The sequence below is a fragment of the Fontimonas sp. FW305-C-3 genome, assembly GCF_058783185.1.
The window spans coordinates 45,664-61,479 of sequence record NZ_JBYSYK010000001.1 but is presented as its reverse complement, the minus strand read 5'-3'; the positions used below and the strand labels follow the sequence as shown (position 1 = coordinate 61,479).

The following is a 15,816-nucleotide window of genomic DNA, read 5'->3' as shown; positions in this document are numbered from 1 at the left end:
ACCAACGCATTCAATGGGAGGATGTAAATACGCCGAAGATCGACTAGTAGCTTTGAACCCCAAATCTCAGGAGAAGACGCGGTAGGACGTCATCGAGGTTCTGCACGTCAGAATCTCGCAGCTCGATCAGCCTGAATCCATATCGCTGATATAGGACAAGCTTCCTTTCTTTCCGCTCGCGATACTTCGGGTCATCTTCGAGGCCCCAGTATTCGATATAGACCTTACCGGTAGGGATGTAGAAGTCGCAGTAGACGTCTTCCTCGACGGGAAGCTTTCGCTCGTAGGCGTGAACGATCTCGGCCATGTAGAGCCAGTTGTCGATCAGCATCTCCGCCTTTGATCGTACGAAATGGCCATCGGTGGCCCGATGCTTCGCCTCGAACTTCTCACGAAACCCGAGTTCCGATGACTTGGCCGGCGCCGCCTCCGCTGCAGTTGCCGCGATCGGCTCTTCCGAGCTTGGTTGCCCGGAGATCTCAGCGGCGCTGAGTAGCAAGTTTCGATTTGTCAGCAGGGCTGCAGGCCAAACAACAAATGGAACCCCTGAGCGGAAGTGCTCGCGCTGAACACCGCCGAGTTTCTTGCCTTGATCAGTAACCTTCCAGCCCTTGACGCCTTTCTCGATCCACCCCAACTCGGACAGCATCTGGTTGACCTTGATCGCCGAGAGCCCGAACTCATCGCCAATGCGGGTGGGACTGACAATCCCGGAGGCGGGTGTCTCGGAGTCGTCGCTGGATTCAGATTCGTTGTCCGCCGGCGCGGCGGTGCTGGCTATCTCCTTGCGCTGAAGAATTTGCGGAGGCCAAGCGATGTACTGACCGAATCGACCCTTGGCTGGGGTGCCGCCAGCTTTCTGGCCATCTGGGGTCAGCTCCCAGGTGCCAGCTGCATCCTTCTTTATCCAGCCGGCCGACTGCAATCGCGCAGTCACGTCCTTTGCGTCGCACCCCAGTTTCTCTGCGATGCGTGACGCAGAGAGCTTCTCGTCAGCCATATCTCCCCCACTGGCTATCTTGTTCGTACGCCCATTTTGGCAGCACTGAAGAAAAACGTGCGTAAGCCGTTAACTCTAGAGCGCCGATTCTGAAGCCTGGCGGATGTATCGGCACCTGGGGTACGACGTACACCCCCAGAACTGATTGCCTGCGAAGGCGCTCTTCCTGGCCGTTCGCAAAACCAGAGAACCCCCGCATTTGGGGCAGGCTCGATCCGCGCTGGGGGTCGAGCGAGCTCTGAGCTGTTCAACATGCCGGCGGTGGGTCTCACGAGTCGGGGCAAGCCGACCGCTCCGAATCTGCGCCACGGTGCTCTGCGCTTCTGACGACGATAGTACGGCTTCTCGAAATGACTTGATGTAGTCGATGTACTCGCCGCCATACGTCACATTCGCCGGCATCGGCGTCTTGAAGGAGCTGTTGCCCATAAAGACGATGACCGAGTGAATTTTCCCAACTGGGAGATTCAGCATCTCCTCAAGTGCTTTGACGTGCCTGTAGTTTTGCCGGAGCGGGTTCTGAAACCTGAAGGTCTGTTTGAAGATCTTCTGCGTCCATTGCGCCTGGTTTTCGCTGCCGAAGATCCAGCCACCCATGTTCTTGGTTTCTACGACGAAAATGCCGTAGCGCGATACGAAGAGGTGATCGATCTGGGTCGTGCCACCGTCCGAAGTGGGCAATGTCACATTGTGCAAAGGAACGTAGACGTCGGCAGGAAGCCGCAACTTAGCCGCCAGTCGTACCCAGAACTCGCCGAGTATCCCTTTGAACCAAGGAGACTTGAGGACGGCAACTAAAAGTACAAGCGGGACCAGCCACAGGAGCGGCTTCACTGCTGCGCTGACGGCTGGTGATAGATCCATGCTCCCTCGACTCGTTCTCTTAGATTGCGGTCTATCCCGATTCCAATGCCACGAGCTGAGGCTTGTTGCCGCCGGCCGCGGTGGCAAGACCGGGCCGGCTGCGGCGCGGGCGCCTTTCCGTTATGACGACTTCGACTTGCGGGGTGCGATCTCTGCAAGCCGCGCAGCGACTTCTCGCTTGCCCATCTTGCGGAGAGCCGAAATCGCCGGAAGCTGATCAGCGCGGGGTTTCGTGGTTCCCTTTTCCCAATTGAACACTGTCTGTCCACTGACGCCCAGGACGAGCGCCGTTTCCTCTGCTGTCAGGCCCAGTCGTGCGCGGTGAGTCTTGAACCCCTTGGCGACGAAGCGAAGGCCCGATGCGTCCTCGGAAGCTTCCGCCTTAGAAGAGGTCGACTTGGTTGCCCGACCGAGGCGATCTACCTCCTTCTTGAGTGCGGTGACCTGATCCCGAAGATCCGAGATCTGCTCGCGCTGCTTCAAGCTTGCAGACTTGAGAGGATTCAGATGCTCGCGAAGCACCTTCTTCGACAGGCGAATGATTTCACTTTTGAAGGCGACAGCAATATCGGACATTGGGGGTACTTCAGTGAACGGGGGCTCTTAGTATCGGCCAATTCATCTTCTGGCGTGGTAGGTAAATCCACGACGCAGGATGGACATCCGCCTCCAACCCCTACGCAGCGGTGCCGGTGGCGCCGATCGAGTCTGCGAGTTTTCTAGAATTCCTGCCAGACAGCTGCCGTTTCGATGGCGGCAACGAACCGCCCTCCAGTAAACCCGTCCGGATACAAGGTAGTGCTGACGCTGGTGGTAGAGCTAGCGGCAGTCATAGAGGAGCTGTGGCCATCCAGCGTAGTGTTGGGGCGCCGTAAGAGATGTCGATCATCTTTCAATGCGATCAGGATCTCCTCGACAGACACCTTCAGGAATCCATCGAATCGCGAATGATCCCTCTCGATCGATGTATCAATGATCCACCCGTAGATGGTGGGGGCAGGAGGGTGCGCTGAAAGCGACAGTGCAGTGCGAAGGGCTTCAGATCCGGCGATCTCACTCTCAACCGACCGTACTTTCCGGCTGAGCTGATGGCCCGCCTTCCTGAGAGTCGTCGTGGCGTGTAGCCAAGCTTCTTTCTGCGAACGACGGACAAACGTGGACTTCATTTCCAGAACGAGAACAACGCCGTCCAAGGCGCAAATCAGGTCAATCTCACCTGCTTCCTTATCTGCAGGCTCCCAGTTAAACGCGACCCTGAACCCCCTGTACTCAAACAGTTGGCCGAGAGTCTTCTCGATGCGATGAGCTTCTTCCTTTGCCTCATCTCGTCGCGCACCCAATCGACGCAGCGTATTGATCGCTGCCGTTGAGTTGTTCTGCAGGCCGACGATCCACGGCAGCTGTACAAGCACTTTGCCGAAACCAAGAAAAGGGAGTTCAAACAGCTCCGGGTGAAGGCCCGGCTCCCCTCGGATCAACTTTTCAGACAGTCGCCCTAGGTCGTTCGTCCATAAATCCAGAATGGCGGATGCAGCGTGCTTGCTTCCTTGCGGAAATTCACTGGAGACAGTCCAGCCCACAATGTTGCTGATCTTCGTGTTCCTATCAGACCAGGTGAGTGGAAGGCGAAGCTGCAGGCGATCTTGCAGTCCTTCCATTGCCATCACACCTAGGGCGGAGCGCCAGTGACCGGTCATGTGCAGATTCACGCTGAAGGCGGCGATGAAGTCCCTCAGATAGAACGCCGACATGAGTAACAGCGCGAGTACCGCCTGGAATACGTCCGCTCTCGTCCCCGAGGGAGTTGTGACCGTGCCGCCAACGCCATAGACCTCAGTCAGGCGAATATGGCACTGCATCGCGCGGATGTACGCCACGCGGTTGTCTTGAGCGTTCTCCTCAGATCCGATTTGCCGGCCATTCAGATCTGAAGAGGCGAAAGCGTCGATGGCGCGATTGAGCCAGTAGCGGTCAAGCTGCTCCAGCTTTCGGTTCTCTAAGTCCCAAATCAGCCGCGAAACTGGGTCGACCTCCTCGATCTCAAGACGATCTCCGTTTCGTACAAACCGGATTCCATCGTCGTAGCTGAAAGCATCAGCAGATCTTGATACGAACTCGTTGAGCTTTATCTGAGCGGCCAACAGAGACTCAAACGATCGTCGCAGTCGGAAATGTTCTGAGCTATCCGACTCTCCCACTGAGATGGACGGGGTGAGGTGATCTCGTATGGACTGGCCGATGATGGTGTCGGTTAGCGTCAGAGACCCAGGTTCAGCAGTCCCTAGTCTCCAGATGAGCAAATCGTTGATGGCATCCCATGCCAACTGCCGCATGGCATCGCTACGTCTGGGGGTATCGGACGTATGAATTGCTGTCGGTACGAGATACTCAAAGGCGTACAGGCTGGCGTATATCAGCAACTCGAATGCGGTGAGCGACTTGAGTTCATTCTGCGCTCGCTGCAGATCTTCTGTGCATGCTCGATGTTCCCTTGAGAAGATATCGAGCACGGCGCATAGCTCTGTAAGCTCGGTATTTCCCACCGAGACCTGATCAAGCTCGGTGCGGCGTGCCGAATCGGGCCGTAGTACAAGGCGGGAATGTCGTGCGGCCCGAATCAGGTTCTTTGGCGCACATTCAGCAGCGCGGCGCATCGCCGCAACAGACGCGACTCGTTCTTGCCCGAGATACCGCGTCAACGCTATCAACATGATCTCCGATCCCCACTGGGCGTCGGACAGATTCTGAACGACAGTGCTCGACCAGAACTGAAGGTCTAGGGCGGCGCGCGATAGCTTGTGCTTTCCGCGGTCCTTCGGAGCTCCGTCGACATACATCTTTACAACTGCCGACGCAGAATCGGACGCGCAACTGCCGGCGGCCAGACCCCGCTCCATGCGCCTGTCGAACAGATTGCCCTCCACCTGACTTACGGGAGGCCTATCTTTCATAAAGCGATATCCCAGCTCTCAAGGACTTCTCTCGCAATTACGTGTCCAACCATCGGGAGAGTAGCGTGAGCCATTTTGCCGGTACATTGAATTCCGAGCCATTGTTGAGACGGCTTCCACAGGCTCGTACTTTGAGCCTGTCGTCTGGGACGCTTATGCAATGAGAACTTCAACTGCGAACACCATGGGTGCACTGGGTTACCACAATACCTATCCGGATGATCCGGACGGCCTGGAGCGAACCCGCCATCTGGCAGCTCGCTCCCTCGAAGTGTTCGGAAACAGCACATCTGCCGGTGTCTGGTATAGCCGTGTGGCCGATATCGATGGTCGACGCGAGCGGCCATGGATGTTGGCATACGAGAGCGATGCAGGTCTGGGTGCAGCACTGACTGAACTAGATCGCATTGCGCCGGACATCACGCCCGACTATCACGACCCAGTAGCTGCCGCGATGAAGCATCGTGGAAGCCGCCGGCGACGCCGATGAGGACGACCGTGGATTCGATATAATCACGCCGCTGCGAATTTAGTCCCACTTCGCACCAAAGCGGTTTTCCTGATCGGCTGCCACATCGGCGGTCGGCCTGCATCCGGAGAAACCGCATGAAGATTCTAGATACCACGGTCGTTACCTATCCCGCGCCAGTGCTGGGGCGTATCTGTGACCGCTGTGGTCATCGCGTCCAGCAGCACCGGCATATGTCCAACGCCGACGAACCCAGCGCCGTTTCCGTTGGCGCGGAACTCGCTAGGTTTGTCACCATCGACCTCGACATAGGCGGCATGCTTTACCGGGCTGATCTGTGCCCGGGCTGCGGAAAGATAGTGATCGAGATGGTGCGTCCGCTGATTGCGCACCTGCGGGTGATTGCCGATCGTGATCGGCGCGGAGTGCGTACTTACAAATACAGGGCGGTCGATGCGGAAAACGGCCAGGCTTTCTCCGTCGAGTCGATCATCGACGACGGCGCATAGGCAAGAAGGCGACGGCAACGCGAGCAGCAGGCATAAAAAAGCTCGGTCCTAAGGATCGAGCTTTTCCCGATAGCTCCGGACAAAAAACCATCCGGCGACTTTCTGGCTACCATCTACCTAACTCATGCTGGCAGCTCAGGGTAGGACAGCATCATCGACATTGCGCTGGCTCGCCCTGATATGACTTCAGTGACAGTCTCCGAAGCGACTGCCCAGCTGCTCCCCCACGCCGACACGAATCCGGCGTCGGTCGATTGAGAAATACGGCGGGCTTCTGCACAGCTAGAACTCCACCCATTGAGCGTCGAGATCGGATCGCCTGCACGCGCCGCAGACTGGCAATGCAGCGATTCGCGGCCGCGCACAAGCGCCGGAGCAGATGATGCAGGTCGTACAGGCCAGCATCATCGCGCCGCGAATCGCATCTTCAAGCTCCGCGCATCCGCCCTGAATTCGCAGTTCGCCAAACTTTTCCTTTATGTACACGCTCGCGCCCGAGCAGGCCGCGGCTTTGCGCAGTACGTCCAGAACAATCTGGTGCCAACCCAGCGGCCAATGGCTGTACGTCGCGAGGCTAACCCCGAAACTCTTGGCCTCGTCCTCGGGAGACACGAAGCTACCGCTTCGGCCGTTGCCTCGCCGTCTCCATCGCTGAGATCAGCACCCGCCTGGCAAAGAGTGCAGGATCGGCCAGCGCCTTCTGCGCGTCGGGCCCTGCCAGCCGGGTCACCGACCATTGCTTGTCGTCGCAAGCCGCCTCGAACTCCAGGTAGCGCAGCGGCAATTGGTCAAAGCGGATAGGGCCGGCAGGCCCTTCCACCGTGATCCCGTTAGGTGCACTACTCTTGCCGTCGAGTCGCTGATTGAGGCGACTCATCGCTGTTCGGCTGGTCAACTGGCCCATGCCCCAGCCGATGACTTTCCCGGCCCGAATGTTGTCCTCGAAGTCGTACTTGAGGGTGAAGTGCCCGATCGGCTTTGTGAATTCCGAGCCGTCGACGAAACGAGTGGCGCAGCTCTCGGCGTCACATTTGACCTTGAAGGCGGTCTCGGCCGTGCACGAAGTCATCTCCTCCTTCAATGCTGCGGCGAACATGGTCTGCTGCGTCTTGTCGATCTCAACAGCTTCAACGCGCGAACAGCCGACAAGCAGGGTGGAGACAGCAATAGATGCCAGAAGGAGGCGCATGATTACGGCTCCCCGGCAGGCAGAGAAAGCAGCGGAGACTCAAGGATGAGTTCCCACGCGTACTGCCCAGCATCGCCCGAGAAGTCTCTCGACGGCGGCAGCGGATCGAGCGTCAGATCCAGAAGACCATTCCGTGTGGTTCCGGTGCCCTCCAGGTCGGTGGCCGTCGGATCGAAGCTGCGGTCATACGCAAACCCACCGCTCTGCGGAATGCCGACACTCAGCAGGCCCGGGCCGTCCGAGACCGGCACGACGAAGTCCGCAAAGATGGCGCGAGCGCCCAGATTGCTGTCCTGCGGATCGACGATCCGGATGACGGACGTCCCAAAATCCACCGAGTCAGAGCTGGGGCTGTACAGCAGATTGATCTTGGCGTCGTCGAGGTAAGCGAAAACCCCGTCAGGCGCCGTCAGCACCGCCGCGTTGTCGGCACCATTCCGGACTTCGATCTGGATCGAGCCGTCCGGCAGCAGATAGGTGCGTCCCGTGACGCTTTCGAAGCTCATGCCAAAGCCATCGATCGTGACATCGGCATTGAAGCCGACATTGAAATCACCGAAACCGCTCGGCTGCAGCCGAATCAAAAACTGCTTTACTTCAATGAAGCCGTCGACCAGGCCAATGGCCTCGACACAGTCGTCGAACGCGATGAGTGCGGTCGGGTCTGCGCCTGCGGTGGGTGTTGTATCGGTGTAGCTGACAGAGCCGCCGCCGCTGCATGCGGTGGTTCCCGACCGGGTCTCTCCGATATCGACTTCCGACAGGTTGGAAATCATCAGGGACCCCATGCCCTGTAGGTAGCGGTAGATCGCAGCTACCCGGGCAGCCTCACCATCGGCCACGGTGCTGTCGGGGTTGGGGCCTGACCCCTGATTGTCTGAGCCGCCGCTGCATGCAGTGAGCAGGGCCAGCAGGACTACTACGAGAAAGCGATTAAGCAAATTACACCTCCATCTCTGGGTTCAAGAAATACCTCAGGCACACCTTTCCAAGGCGCACGAGAGATCAAGTCCTAATCCGCTATGAGAGGGGGCAGCTTGGCGTACGCTCGAAGTGTCTCGACGGGGTTAGGGCACGGCCAAAACCACAGGCCGGGTCGGATGTATCTCTTTGAGGGCCGAACAACACGGCCAGCCAGATACATCAGTGAATCAATTATACACGATAATATCTAAATAAGAAATCAACGTCCCTAGAAGGGGCGCGTGAATCCATGGACGCTTCATGGATGAAATCGCGCAAGGCTGCGACGTTGAACGAGTTGTTCGGCTTGAACGTCAAGCTGGAGCGGACGCGCCTGGGCATTTCTCAGGAAAAGCTGGCTGAACAGATCGGAACCGAGCAGCCGTACCTGAGCAAAGTTGAGCGTGGCGTCGTCGTTTCGTCCCTGGACTTTGTGGAGCGCACGGCAAAAGCATTGCGCGTGAAGCCCACGGACTTGCTGGACGAAACGCTCGGTCGCAAGTCGGACTAGCCCTCATCTTTGCGCCGCCGCTCCGTCTACAAGATCGTCATCACGAAGGCACAAATAAAGACGAAGAGCGCGAGCAGGCCGATCGCCTGCAGGGTCCCTTGATCGAGAGGGGTTCGCTCGGACGTCGGCGTCGGTGGCTTCGACAGACCAAACGCGCGCAAGACCCGCTCTGTCCACGTGACATTGCCAATCACGGTGGTCTCCCACTTGTCACCAACCATCCAATCAATACTTGCCCAGCCTTGCTCCTGGGCGCGGATGCGCACTCGGCGCGTCTGATCGACTCCGCATCCAAGACACGATGTGGAAAGCGTAATGACGCAGGATGCTGGCGTGATCCAGCTGATCTCTGCTCGCCACCTCGGCGCGCTGATGACCCAGCCGCAGTGCGCGCAGTCGTCAGCCAAGGCTTCGAGCTTAAAGCCACCTTCAAAATGAAGCGGCAGCAGGTCTGACAAAGAAATCTCGTTGGGCTTATCCATCTCTCTCTGGCGGGCGCGAGCGCCCGTTCCGCTGTACATATGCGGAAAATCAGAACGCTATGAAGTGGGCTGAGCCCGAGAGGTGAGGCGGATCAATCAGCCTGAGACCGAGCAACATGATCCGTCGAAATCAATACTGCCTTTGACGAACGGCGAACTCAACCGGTATCCGACAAGCGGACCAATCGAGACCTCAGGTCAGAATCGAAAGAGGCGGATACCGGAATGATATGTAGAGACGCAACAACAGAATTCCTTGCGTTCAGAAGCAACCCGAGATATATCGGCAAAAGCACTCGGGTTGCGTCCTCATGCAGCGGACTTAACGACACGAGCACTCATTGTTGAAAACACTTTGGTGAAAGCCGATGAATGCTGAAGAACAGACTATGAATGACGATCAGTTCCGCTGCCCGCATTGCTCAGCGACGATCTCGAGAGAGGGCGATCTCAATCAGGTCGGATATCACCGCCTCGCGCATTTGTTGGACCATGCAGTCCAAGATGTTCTGGGTATCCCGTTCGACGGCCTGGGAGATCCAGATTTCAGCGCTGATTGTGATGTAGAAAGCGCATCGACTTGGCCACGTACGGCGTACCTGCTGCACCGTTGCTTCTCCGGGCAGATTGGCGAGTCGATCGAATCGATGGTCGATATGGCGAACACGCTGGAGCGCAAGGGTGCACTTGGAAGCAGCGCGCCGGGCTCTCTAGAGCAACAAGCAGCGATGAAAGATCCGCTGGGCTGCCTGCGACATTGGGTAACGACGCGATATCCGTTCAGCGCGGCCAAACCGACGGCAGATCATCTGCATCGTTAAGCATTGAGGTGGGCGTTGTCCCGCCGAGCATTCCTTACGGAGGGATTGCGCAACCGGGTTCGGAAAGGGATCGCGATCGAACCAAATGCATGTAATAGCCGCTGAATGCGGTTAAGAGGAACCCTCAACGTGATTCTCGGCAACGCAAACCGATTCAAGGGCGTCGGCTATGTATGCTTCCTGGATATCCTTGGCTTTTCACAAGACATACTTACTAACTGGCACTCCCCGACATCCAATCCGCTAGACCAGCTCCTTGCAATAAAATCAGCATTGCCAGTCTCGAAAATAGAGAAGAGCGAGTCGCCGTCGGATACGGGATGGCGGCAATACGCTTGCCGCGTAAACACAGTCTCAGACAGCATCACGGTTGCGTTTGGACTGGAGCCTCGTTTGATCATAGGAGATCTCGTCCTGGGTCTAGAGGTAATGATGTCCAACATCATGGCCGTGTGGGCCAGCGCCATTGAGCATGGGTACACCCTTCGAGGCGCAATCGATTTCGGAGATATTTACTGGGACGAGAACGAGTTGATCGGCCCCGCGTTCATCCATGCCTATCGTCTCGAATCCGAGATTGCACGAGTATCGAGAGTGCTCGTTTCGTCACGGATCAACAAGATTCTGTCGGACATTTCGTTGGGACAGACGGGAGAATTCATCGATCACCTCTTGGCGAACTTTCGAAGAGATATAGATGGATACGTGATCGCTGACCCACGAAAGCTGGGCCGATCGGCGGAGGAGCGCACAGTGCTGGCCGAAAAAGTGCGCCAAATTGCTGAACGCGCCCCCAGTTCTCTGCTCAAAGAGAAGTATGCTTCTTTAATCAGCATGCTGAGAGACGAGAGCGCCGCTACAGTTACACCCGAAGATCTGGGGCACTATTAGTGCCCATAGACACACGCGATTCTTACCAAGCCGATCGGGGCACACCTTGCGCAGTGCCGACATCGCTGAACCGACGAGCTCCGTATCGTAGCTCTCTACTCACGATAACCCGCAAGCATCGCCAGACCGCGGATAACGGGAGCCAGCATGGTCCTTGATCATTTTGGCTTGAGCTTGGTGTGATGAAGAGCGCCCACTCCGGTGCGATTATGGCACCAGACTTTTCAAAGAAGATGGATCAATAGAAGCTATCCTCCATACAGGAAAACCGACGGATTGGAGCCTTCATGAGCAATAGAGATGATTTTTCTGAAGGGACAAAGAAGATACTGCAGGAGCGTGTTGGAAACAGATGTTCTAGCCCTACGTGCCGGTGCTTGACGTCAGGTCCGAACGAGAACCCTGAGAAAGCAACTCGCATCGGCGTTGCTGCCCACATCACGTCGGCTGCTCAGAACGGCCCCCGATACGATCCGGACCTATCGGTTGATGAGCGAAGGTCCATTCTTAATGGAATATGGCTCTGCCAGAATTGCGCCAAGCTTGTCGATGCGGATCCGTTCAGATACACGGTTGCTGTCATTCTTCAGTGGAAATCTATTGCGGAAGAGCGAGCGCGACTGGAGTTGGAAGGCAAAGAAGTATCTGAGGAGTTGCTCTACGAGGGATTCGGCTGCCCCCATTGTGGAAGATTTGTAAAGAAGGGGGTCACGGTCTGCGTTGGCTGTTCAGACGTTTACTACGGATCGATGCCATCGCAACGTAAGGAGGAGTTTGAGGCGGGAATGACGTATGGATTGCTCGGCTATCTTTTTTTTGTCGCATTCCTGCCACAACTTCTAGCGAGTTGGACCGGATGGCCCATCCCGTTTCTTTGGGGAGCGAATGTTCTAGTTGTTCTCGCAATCGGTGCCATTGTGACCATCGGGTTTGGCAAGTGGCTCACCGACAGCAAAGATGCAATTCGTAGGCGCCAACCCCCCGTATTTGTCCACGCGAGATATTGATGTCAACGAAGTACATTTTCGGCGACGAGTTTGCTGGGCGGCATCGTAGGTACTGACCGCTGGGAGGACATCAAACCCAGCGGACATTATTGTTCTCGGACTAATGCCGAGCTGCTCGGTTCTGTTCGCATCGCGCACAAACGCGAGAAGTCTCTCAATCATGGTGATCGGATACTCCGGAGACACTCCTGCAGGCGCACGAGGAGGAAAAGGTATACGACTAGATTCGATCGAGTTCGTCGAACAACGAAAGAGGCATTCGCGTCTGCAGCCTGTTCCACGCATAAGCCATCGGTACAGGATTCTTGAACACGAGATGTCCCTCGATCTGTGCCTCGGCGTCGAATGTGGTCAGTTGCGCCCTGTGCTCTCGAATTATCTCTACACGATCTAGGTGTTTGCGCAGTAAATCGGGCTTTCCATCGGCCTTCACCTCGCCCTGGAAATCAGATAGTTGTTCCGCAATCTCGCCATCGGTTTTTCTGAACTGCACATCCTTGCACTCGATCAACAACAGGCGGTGCGACGTTCGGCTCCACGCCACCACATCTACATCGCCGTAGTCACGATTGAATCCCTTTCTGAGAAGCTTAGTTACAGGAACCTCGATCTCGACGTCCCAGCCCAGTGACGTGAGTTTCTCGCCGACGAGACTAGAGAATGCTCTGCCGCGAGCATCCATCGCTTTCCCTACCCAAGACGACATTTTCTGGCTTCTAAACGTCCATAGATCGCCGCGGTGATGAAGGCCTAGTGTGTACACAAGACCATCTCGAAAGAATCCAGGGGAGACAAGCAGAAGCGGATCGTCCTCAACAGTTACCGGCAACAACGGCTTCCGGAGCAGTCCTAGCCTGCGTCTGAAGCGCCACAAGTCAATGTCCCGCTCTCGGTAGCCTGTTGGGCAGGGGCGAAAGCTGGATCTTGCTGGGAACAGGTACTCTTCAAGAATTTTGCTGGCAGTATTCTGCAGGCGAGGAGCGTCTTCGACGATCCTCTGTAAGAGATCGGATCTTCTGATCGCGAAAACCATCTCGTGCGCTGCTAGGCCAATGTCCTCAAGTGCATCGGCAAAGCACCTGGCCTCATCGACGGAGAAGGCAAACTCTGCATGCCATGCCAACAAGAATTCTGGTTCGAAGGCATCTTCTACCGTGGCGACAGGCGTAGGTGGGTGAAAATGGGTGGGGTAATTATCCACCGATACCTCGATTCGATCGTCATTCAAGCGTCGCCCGAACTGCACCTTCATGTCGTCAAATGGGCCTTTGCGAGCCTGTACGTCACCGAGCGCCGATATCTTGATGAATGGCTCCATGGCGTCCCAGCGAATAGTGTCCGACCATCCGCCCAAGCCAACGAGGTGCAGCATCTTCGCCATCAGGTAGGATAGATCCAGCAGTCCTGGATCTATCCCGTCGTCTGTCGGAGACTCTGCCATTGCCATCTCTGCAACAAGTCGCGCACTTTGAAAAACGGCATTGAGCCCGTACTGGTGCTCAGCAATGGTTTCCTGAGCTGCTACTTTATCGTGGTGTATTCCGAGTAAGGCGCTCGTCGTTTTCTCCCAGCGCCCTCGGTCGACCGCGGCACATTCGTGCGCGTCCAGACAGAGCTTGACTAAGCTCTGACGGTTGAAAGACCTAACGTCCGAGCACAAGTCCTGTTCTAGCTTTGAAACTAGCGTGTTCAAGTAACGAACGCATTCTTCCTTGCCTTCGATAGTGGCCCCTTCCTCGCGTGCCCGCGCAAGCCACCCCACGCCAAGCTTGATCAGCGCCGCATCGTAGTTAGTGATCGTCGGAGGCCTGCCGCGCAATGGCGGTGGTACGAAATCCCGGAACGTGCGCGCGTGCCATCGATGTGCATGGCGAGCGGCGGTGTTCTGGACAGTCATGTCAGCAAGCTCGACAACCAGAGCGGCACTGGGTTGGCGACCTGACAGCTGTATAAATCCCTCCACAGCCTTGCGCACCAGAGTGCGTTCGGCAGTGTTGATAGGGTCAAACAGGCCCGCTTCAAAGTCCCGGCCGACATACAAAGAAACTAGCCTGTTGGTTGGATTGACGGTCACCGATATCGCGCCATCAAGCTGTTCTTTGTCCACTCGGGAAAGGTCGCGCATCGCTCCTTCAATGACCTGAAACGTCACGTGAAGAGCGACGGCTCCACGCGGGAGGTCGGGAAGCTCTCGATCCAGAACGGGGGCCAGCTTGCCCACCCATGTCTTCAGGAGACTCCAGCGCTCAAAGAGTTGGCGGCCGTCGACGTCATGTTCGCAATCTACTGTCGCCCAAAAAGATCGATTCGGAGTTTCAAATACAATCGCGGGCTTCTCGCCAGGACCCGAATCTGACGCGTATAGCGGAAGGTGATTGTCTTCATCGAACAGAGAGCGCGCGTCTTTCTGGACGGAGACGAATCTGCCCTCCGTGTTTCGTACTTTATGTGCGCGCCAGAAAGACTGAACCTCAGTGCGTAGGTCGAGCAGCCCGTTTTGCGGTATGGAGATGATGCTTTCTCGTCCCTCGTGTATGAAGTCATCCGGTAGCTCAGCGTGCGGAACTAGATGCCCATTCTGCGACTGTGCCCATGAGATTAAGTTGAGAAGGCCACTGAGATTCTGTAGATAAACTCCCGCTTCTGATAGTCGATCCTCCGTTTGAAGCAAGCGCCACAACGGCATCCACCCGAAAGAACCTAGGCCGTTAAGAGTTGCCAAGTCGGCGGCGCTAATCGAGAGTCTCATCCAATCAGGAGGAAGCTCCGGGAGGTCGAACTCCACGGTCCTACCTACTCCGCATCCCACAACGATGCATAATCCTTCGCGAAAGTCGGGAAGATTCTCTTTGTTGCAAACGCTCTCAACGGCGGAAGCTACACATCTCTCAATGCGCGCTGCTTCCGGGTCTTGGCCGGTAATGCCAGTCGTCTCTACTGCCTGCAAGGTATCGCAGAACAGCGTGAGGTTTACGTAACGGCCATGGTCGACCCTCACGGTGGAGCTAGAAACCATCGCCCCCGACTGCCGCTTGAAGTGAATTGGTACTTTCGGAACGTCTGCTAGGAATGGGAGAGTCGAAAGCAGGCGCTTGTAGTCATGAGCTAGAAAGTCGACAAAGATATCTCTGGCGCCACTGCCAACGAAGATTCCAAGAGCTAAATGACGGATCGCAATCGAGATTGCCGTCGGTAGGAGTAGATAAACCTGCTTTCCGTCGTACGCGAGGGGTTGGCGCTCCAGGGCAGAGTTACATATTGACTCGTCGCAGATACTGGAGCGTTTGGATGGCGAGAACACGAATGGTTCGAGGTAACCTATATCGATGCCGAGAGACTCCAGGTCTGTCTCGGTGAAGATTACGCGTCGCCGGAGATCAGGAAGCTTGTCGACGATTGGCTTTGTTAGCGCGGGCAATGGGGGAGAGATTCCCCGCTGATACGGAGATAGTCCGGATCGTTCACAAACTGCGTCAGATAGCGCTAAGAGCGAATAGGTGATCCGACGAAGCGGCTCAAAGTTGGCGTTCCCTCTGGCGGCCGACTCGATGGCGTTAACAAATCGCTGCAAAAAGAATCCGTTCGTTTCCCATATGCCTTCTAGAACCCGAAAGTTACCGGATTCGGTTCCTACTAGAGAGACGAAGACATCCTCGGGGGGATCCTCCAGGCGGCCACAAATGCCTGTCCCGAGTGCTCGAAAAAGATGCGCAGCTGTTTCTTTCCTCAGACCCTTTCTTCCTTGGGGCGAATACAAGCCAATGTGAACCAAGGCCTCGAGCCGGAGGCAGTTGCCGTGCAAGTCCGGCAGTGTCAACAGGCCGGAGAACGTAGCCGCCACACTGAGTGGTGAATGGTCATGTAAACGAGACGAAATCTCTGGATGGTTGTCGAGGATTTCCTTTATCGGAACGCGCCCTCCTGCGTGCTGACCTGCGCGCATCAGATCATCAACTAGCGCCTCATCAAGAAGATCTTCTGGAGATTCAATTGGCATAGTGAGAATGAGCATGCCCGATCATGGTCTAGAAGAGTGTCAGACGATCTCCTCTATGTCGATCATCTCTCTACGCGGAGGGCGCACCTGCGGGCGTGCTCGAGCCGCGCCAAAGTTTGAATGGCTGTAATCTTCTGACTCAATCCCGAGCCACTGTAGTCA

At 56.3% G+C, this 15,816-nt stretch carries 15 protein-coding genes; 6 read left to right on the top strand and 9 right to left on the bottom strand.

Features of this window, described 5'->3' with window-relative positions; all coding sequences use genetic code 11:
* Positions 1–43 precede the first annotated feature (43 nt).
* The 4 genes from AC3WUF_RS00255 to AC3WUF_RS00240 form a co-directional block, all read right to left on the bottom strand.
* Positions 44–1,000 carry a glycerol kinase gene (locus AC3WUF_RS00255; RefSeq protein WP_492421225.1) on the bottom strand — a complete coding sequence of 319 codons (957 nt, stop codon included), beginning with the start codon at positions 998–1,000 and terminating at the stop codon, positions 44–46.
* Positions 1,001–1,075: 75 nt separating this feature from the next.
* Positions 1,076–1,864 (bottom strand): nuclease-related domain-containing protein, encoded by a 789-nt coding sequence (locus tag AC3WUF_RS00250; RefSeq protein ID WP_492421223.1) that lies wholly within the window; start codon positions 1,862–1,864, stop codon positions 1,076–1,078.
* Positions 1,865–1,984: 120 nt separating this feature from the next.
* Positions 1,985–2,440, bottom strand: a complete 456-nt coding sequence (locus AC3WUF_RS00245) for a helix-turn-helix domain-containing protein (RefSeq protein WP_492421221.1) — start codon at positions 2,438–2,440, stop codon at positions 1,985–1,987.
* 143 nt (positions 2,441–2,583) lie between these two features.
* Positions 2,584–4,815, bottom strand: a complete 2,232-nt coding sequence (locus tag AC3WUF_RS00240; protein WP_492421219.1) for a hypothetical protein — start codon at positions 4,813–4,815, stop codon at positions 2,584–2,586.
* Between the two features lie 184 nt (positions 4,816–4,999).
* On the opposite strand from AC3WUF_RS00240, the gene AC3WUF_RS00235 reads away from it, so the two are divergent.
* Positions 5,000–5,305, top strand: coding sequence for a hypothetical protein (locus AC3WUF_RS00235; protein WP_492421217.1), 306 nt, complete (start codon positions 5,000–5,002; stop codon positions 5,303–5,305).
* A 116-nt stretch (positions 5,306–5,421) separates the two neighbouring features.
* Entirely contained in the window at positions 5,422–5,793 is a 372-nt protein-coding gene (locus tag AC3WUF_RS00230; RefSeq protein ID WP_492421215.1) for a hypothetical protein, read from the top strand.
* Positions 5,794–6,075: 282 nt separating this feature from the next.
* Here the strand turns inward: AC3WUF_RS00230 and AC3WUF_RS00225 are convergent, their stop codons facing one another.
* From AC3WUF_RS00225 to AC3WUF_RS00215, 3 genes are read right to left on the bottom strand one after another with little or no spacing between them, the layout of a single operon-like run.
* The gene (locus AC3WUF_RS00225) at positions 6,076–6,405 is read right to left on the bottom strand and encodes a hypothetical protein (protein ID WP_492421213.1); all 330 of its coding nucleotides are present in this window, start codon (positions 6,403–6,405) and stop codon (positions 6,076–6,078) included.
* 4 nt (positions 6,406–6,409) lie between these two features.
* Entirely contained in the window at positions 6,410–6,982 is a 573-nt protein-coding gene (locus tag AC3WUF_RS00220; protein WP_492421211.1) for a hypothetical protein, read from the bottom strand.
* Positions 6,983–6,984: 2 nt separating this feature from the next.
* A complete protein-coding gene (locus AC3WUF_RS00215; RefSeq protein ID WP_492421209.1) occupies positions 6,985–7,758 on the bottom strand; it encodes a hypothetical protein in 774 nt (257 codons plus the stop codon).
* Positions 7,759–8,210: 452 nt separating this feature from the next.
* Between AC3WUF_RS00215 and AC3WUF_RS00210 the strand changes: the two genes are divergently transcribed.
* Positions 8,211–8,456, top strand: coding sequence for a helix-turn-helix domain-containing protein (locus AC3WUF_RS00210; RefSeq protein WP_492421207.1), 246 nt, complete (start codon positions 8,211–8,213; stop codon positions 8,454–8,456).
* 26 nt (positions 8,457–8,482) lie between these two features.
* Here AC3WUF_RS00210 and AC3WUF_RS00205 read toward each other — a convergent pair whose 3' ends face one another.
* Complete coding sequence (locus AC3WUF_RS00205) at positions 8,483–8,938, bottom strand: hypothetical protein (RefSeq protein ID WP_492421205.1); 456 nt, start codon at positions 8,936–8,938, stop codon at positions 8,483–8,485.
* A gap of 368 nt (positions 8,939–9,306) precedes the next feature.
* Between AC3WUF_RS00205 and AC3WUF_RS00200 the strand changes: the two genes are divergently transcribed.
* From AC3WUF_RS00200 to AC3WUF_RS00190, 3 genes are all read left to right on the top strand, one after another.
* A complete protein-coding gene (locus tag AC3WUF_RS00200; protein WP_492421203.1) occupies positions 9,307–9,759 on the top strand; it encodes a hypothetical protein in 453 nt (150 codons plus the stop codon).
* Between the two features lie 129 nt (positions 9,760–9,888).
* Positions 9,889–10,650: a hypothetical protein gene (locus tag AC3WUF_RS00195; protein ID WP_492421201.1), complete on the top strand. Its 762-nt coding sequence runs from the start codon at positions 9,889–9,891 to the stop codon at positions 10,648–10,650.
* Between the two features lie 287 nt (positions 10,651–10,937).
* Entirely contained in the window at positions 10,938–11,657 is a 720-nt protein-coding gene (locus AC3WUF_RS00190; protein WP_492421199.1) for a hypothetical protein, read from the top strand.
* Positions 11,658–11,877: 220 nt separating this feature from the next.
* On the opposite strand, the gene AC3WUF_RS00185 is transcribed toward AC3WUF_RS00190, so the two are convergent.
* Positions 11,878–15,669, bottom strand: a complete 3,792-nt coding sequence (locus tag AC3WUF_RS00185) for an anti-phage protein Upx-like protein (protein ID WP_492421197.1) — start codon at positions 15,667–15,669, stop codon at positions 11,878–11,880.
* Positions 15,670–15,816: the final 147 nt, after the last annotated feature.

Bases quoted from the DNA above. Each gene is read 5' to 3' on its own strand.
- AC3WUF_RS00200 (WP_492421203.1), top strand. From the start codon at position 9,307: ATGAATGCTGAAGAACAGACTATGAATGACGATCAGTTCCGCTGCCCG.
- AC3WUF_RS00190 (WP_492421199.1), top strand. From the start codon at position 10,938: ATGAGCAATAGAGATGATTTTTCTGAAGGGACAAAGAAGATACTGCAG.
- AC3WUF_RS00230 (WP_492421215.1), top strand. From the start codon at position 5,422: ATGAAGATTCTAGATACCACGGTCGTTACCTATCCCGCGCCAGTGCTG.
- AC3WUF_RS00235 (WP_492421217.1), top strand. From the start codon at position 5,000: ATGGGTGCACTGGGTTACCACAATACCTATCCGGATGATCCGGACGGC.
- AC3WUF_RS00215 (WP_492421209.1), bottom strand. From the start codon at position 7,758: ATGATTTCCAACCTGTCGGAAGTCGATATCGGAGAGACCCGGTCGGGA.
- AC3WUF_RS00240 (WP_492421219.1), bottom strand. From the start codon at position 4,815: ATGAAAGATAGGCCTCCCGTAAGTCAGGTGGAGGGCAATCTGTTCGAC.
- AC3WUF_RS00185 (WP_492421197.1), bottom strand. From the start codon at position 15,669: ATGCTCATTCTCACTATGCCAATTGAATCTCCAGAAGATCTTCTTGAT.
- AC3WUF_RS00210 (WP_492421207.1), top strand. From the start codon at position 8,211: ATGAAATCGCGCAAGGCTGCGACGTTGAACGAGTTGTTCGGCTTGAAC.
- AC3WUF_RS00255 (WP_492421225.1), bottom strand. From the start codon at position 1,000: ATGGCTGACGAGAAGCTCTCTGCGTCACGCATCGCAGAGAAACTGGGG.
- AC3WUF_RS00250 (WP_492421223.1), bottom strand. From the start codon at position 1,864: ATGGATCTATCACCAGCCGTCAGCGCAGCAGTGAAGCCGCTCCTGTGG.
- AC3WUF_RS00205 (WP_492421205.1), bottom strand. From the start codon at position 8,938: ATGGATAAGCCCAACGAGATTTCTTTGTCAGACCTGCTGCCGCTTCAT.
- AC3WUF_RS00245 (WP_492421221.1), bottom strand. From the start codon at position 2,440: ATGTCCGATATTGCTGTCGCCTTCAAAAGTGAAATCATTCGCCTGTCG.
- AC3WUF_RS00220 (WP_492421211.1), bottom strand. From the start codon at position 6,982: ATGCGCCTCCTTCTGGCATCTATTGCTGTCTCCACCCTGCTTGTCGGC.